This window comes from Clostridium tarantellae, from assembly GCF_009295725.1.
GTDB lineage: Bacteria > Bacillota > Clostridia > Clostridiales > Clostridiaceae > Sarcina > Sarcina tarantellae.
The window spans coordinates 1-864 of record NZ_WHJC01000566.1 but is presented as its reverse complement, the minus strand read 5'-3'; the positions used below and the strand labels follow the sequence as shown (position 1 = coordinate 864).

General features: G+C 19.8%; 1 protein-coding gene and 1 tRNA gene. One reads left to right on the top strand and one right to left on the bottom strand.

Annotated features, from left to right (window positions below; all coding sequences use genetic code 11):
• Positions 1–113: 113 nt before the first annotated feature.
• Complete coding sequence (locus tag GBZ86_RS16385; RefSeq protein ID WP_152892438.1) at positions 114–440, bottom strand: DsrE family protein; 327 nt, start codon at positions 438–440, stop codon at positions 114–116.
• Positions 441–687: 247 nt separating this feature from the next.
• Between GBZ86_RS16385 and GBZ86_RS16380 the strand changes: the two genes are divergently transcribed.
• A tRNA-Gly gene (locus GBZ86_RS16380) sits at positions 688–762 on the top strand.
• The last annotated feature ends 102 nt before the right edge of the window (positions 763–864 follow it).

Genomic DNA, 864 nt, shown 5'->3' with positions numbered 1-864 from the left:
CATATAAATTCAAATAATTTTTAAATTAATAGATAATAATAAACTGTATGATTATTTTAAAATATAAATCATACAGTTTATTATTATCTTAATTAATTTTAAATAAGATTTTATCAAGGTTTAATATAGGAATAACCACAATTTTGTTTTTTAGCTATTTCCACCATACCTGCTGGTACTACTATAACAAATTCATAAAGAGAATTTTTGTTTATATTAAATTTATTTATTGAATTATTACAAGCTATAAATTTAATACCTTTTTTAGATAGTTCAAAAATAGAATTAGAATATTCATCTTGTTTTTGCAAAGTTTTTACAGCTTCGCCATTAGCAACTACTTCTAATATAAACTTTTCATCAGAAGCTAACATGTGTTTAGCATTATCTAAAAGCATATTCCATTTACTTTGTTCATTAATATGTAATAGAACTTTCATATATATCACTCCTAATAATTTTGTTATTTTAATTATACTACTTTTAAAGAAATAACAAATATATATTAGTATATAAAATTAAGAAATTCTATATATTTAATGTGAATTTTATAGTTCATAAACAGATAAATTTAAAACATTAATAATTTTAATTTTAAAAAATTATATATAAATTAAAAAACTTTATGAAATAGTTGCAAAAATAAAAAAATTAATATATAATATTTTTATAAGTTAATTTAAATATGCGGAAGTGACTCAATGGTAGAGTGTCACCTTGCCAAGGTGAAAGTTGCGGGTTCGAGTCCCGTCTTCCGCTCCACTTAAAGATAGTATTTAATATACTATCTTTTTTAATGTAAAATAAAACTAATTATTAATGTAAATGTAATATATTTTTAATAAGCAATTGAATTCTTATAAT